Below are 2041 nucleotides of genomic sequence, written 5' to 3'. Positions count from 1 at the left end.
CGCGCCGCGCAAAGCGCGGCGCATCTGGCCGGGTGAAAGTCCTGGCATGGAAAGGGTTAACCACCCACCATTACCGAGTGTTGCGCCTCTGGCGGAGCGGTGGCTGCGGTGAGAACTGAGGCTACAGGCGAACAAGAGAGGTGAAGCGTACACAGGGTACGTCATAGACCGGATGGGGATGCAGCCCCTTAGAGCTGGAATCGCTTCGAAAAGCCGTTCCGGATTGGCGAGCGTTGTAACGCGCGTGAAGCCTAAACGAACCGGGCGCATTGGTGAGCCTGGAGAGAGCCGGCGGAGTTCTCAAGCTACGGTATGTGACGAGAGATGCGTCGTGAACGCGGGAGGCCCTTGTGGCTCCTGAACCGGAACACCGTTGGGAAACCATGACATATGGCTATTGAGGCACGAAGGAGAAATCTGGATACAGGGCTAGGCCGGAGTCAGGGGGAGCCTGAAAGGCCCGGTCCAGGTAAGGAAAGCGGACCCCGAGAAAGGGAACGTGACCTGACGGCCACAGGGGAGTCGGATCACCTCATAATACTCCGAGACGGTAGAGCCGATCACATGGGGAAGGGGGTGACAGTCATACACAGTCCGCAAAGGCCACTCGCGCCGGACACTGTCGGGCCGGAGAACGACGAGCCAACCTTCCTGCGGGCGATATCCATCAAGGCGGGCACTGCGAAAGCCCACCGATTCCAAAACCTTTATGGCCTTCTGAATGAATCACTACTGCACCATGCATGGCGCACCCTGAATCAAAGGGGAGCCCCGGGCGTGGACAAGGTGACCATGGCCGAATATGGCAAGAACCTGAGTGAAAACATCAGACAACTGGTAGAACGCCTGAAACGTAACGAGTATCGAAGCCGGTTGATCCGGCGCCGGTACATTCCGAAGGGGAACGGCAAGGAACGACCGCTGGGAATTCCGGTGGTGGAAGACCGACTGCTTCAGGCGGCAGCACGCCTGTTGCTGGAGGCTATCTACGAAATGGATTTTCTCTCCACCAGCTATGGCTACCGGCCGAAACGTGGTGCACAGCAGGCGGCCAAGGATCTCACCTATGAGCTGCAGTTTGGACGTCACGGTTATGTTGTCGAAGCCGACATTAAAGGCTTCTTCGACAACATTGACCATGACTGGCTGCTGCGGATGCTGGCGGAGCGGATTGACGATAAACCATTCGTTGGTCTCATTGCCCGCTGGCTGAAGGCCGGAATCCTGGAGCGAGATGGTTCTGTACTCCATCCGCACACGGGAACCCCACAGGGCGGTGTGATCTCGCCGATACTGGCAAACATCTATTTGCACTATGTGCTGGATGTGTGGTTTGAGAAGCGGATCAAGCCGCGCTGTGCCGGACAGGCGTACATCATCCGCTTTGCGGATGATTTCGTGTGTGCTTTCCAGTACCGGGCGGATGCACAACGGTTCTATCGAGCCTTGCCGAGGCGACTGGAGGCCTTTGGTCTCCAGGCGGCCCCGGAGAAGACGTGCATTCACCGCTTCAGCCGTTTTCACCCAACACGGACCCGGCGATTCACCTTCCTTGGTTTTGAATTTTACTGGGAAGCGGATAGCAAGGGGACACCGCGGGTATGGCGGCGGACCAGTCGCAAGAAGCTGCGCAGTAGCATCCGGGCCTGCAAGGACTGGCTGAAGACACACCGGCATCTTCGTCTGCCGATACTGTTGGCGACGATGAAACGCAAGGTACGGGGGCACTACAATTACTTCCGTGCCATCGGTAACATCAGCTCGCTGTGGTGTTTTCACACTGCGGCAATCCGGTTGCTCTACAAGTGGCTGAACCGTCGCAGTGAAAGGCGAAGTTTGACCTGGGAAGGTCTCAGGCGGGTGCTGGAGGCCTACGCGTTTCCGACACCGGTTGAGGCGATGCAGGGGATACGGAATCGGGGGCTTGCGTGAGGGACCGTCCTTCTGCGCGAGTGAGTATGACTGAAGAGCCCGGTGCGGGAAAACCGCACGCCGGGATCTGTGCAGGGGGCGACGGGTAACCGGCGTTCCTACTGCGACG

Annotated in this window: 1 protein-coding gene; it reads left to right on the top strand. The window is 58.5% G+C overall.

What is annotated here, in order from left to right:
- The first annotated feature begins 585 nt into the window (after positions 1-585).
- Positions 586-1932, top strand: coding sequence for a group II intron reverse transcriptase/maturase (gene ltrA / locus LPW30_RS15830; RefSeq protein ID WP_420797727.1), 1347 nt, complete (start codon positions 586-588; stop codon positions 1930-1932).
- Positions 1933-2041 lie beyond the last annotated feature (109 nt).

This window comes from Ectothiorhodospira variabilis (assembly GCF_022227625.1).
GTDB classification, from domain to species: Bacteria; Pseudomonadota; Gammaproteobacteria; order Ectothiorhodospirales; family Ectothiorhodospiraceae; genus Ectothiorhodospira; species Ectothiorhodospira haloalkaliphila.
Note: the sequence above shows the minus strand (reverse complement) of the source record. Positions and strands in the feature narration are given on the sequence as shown.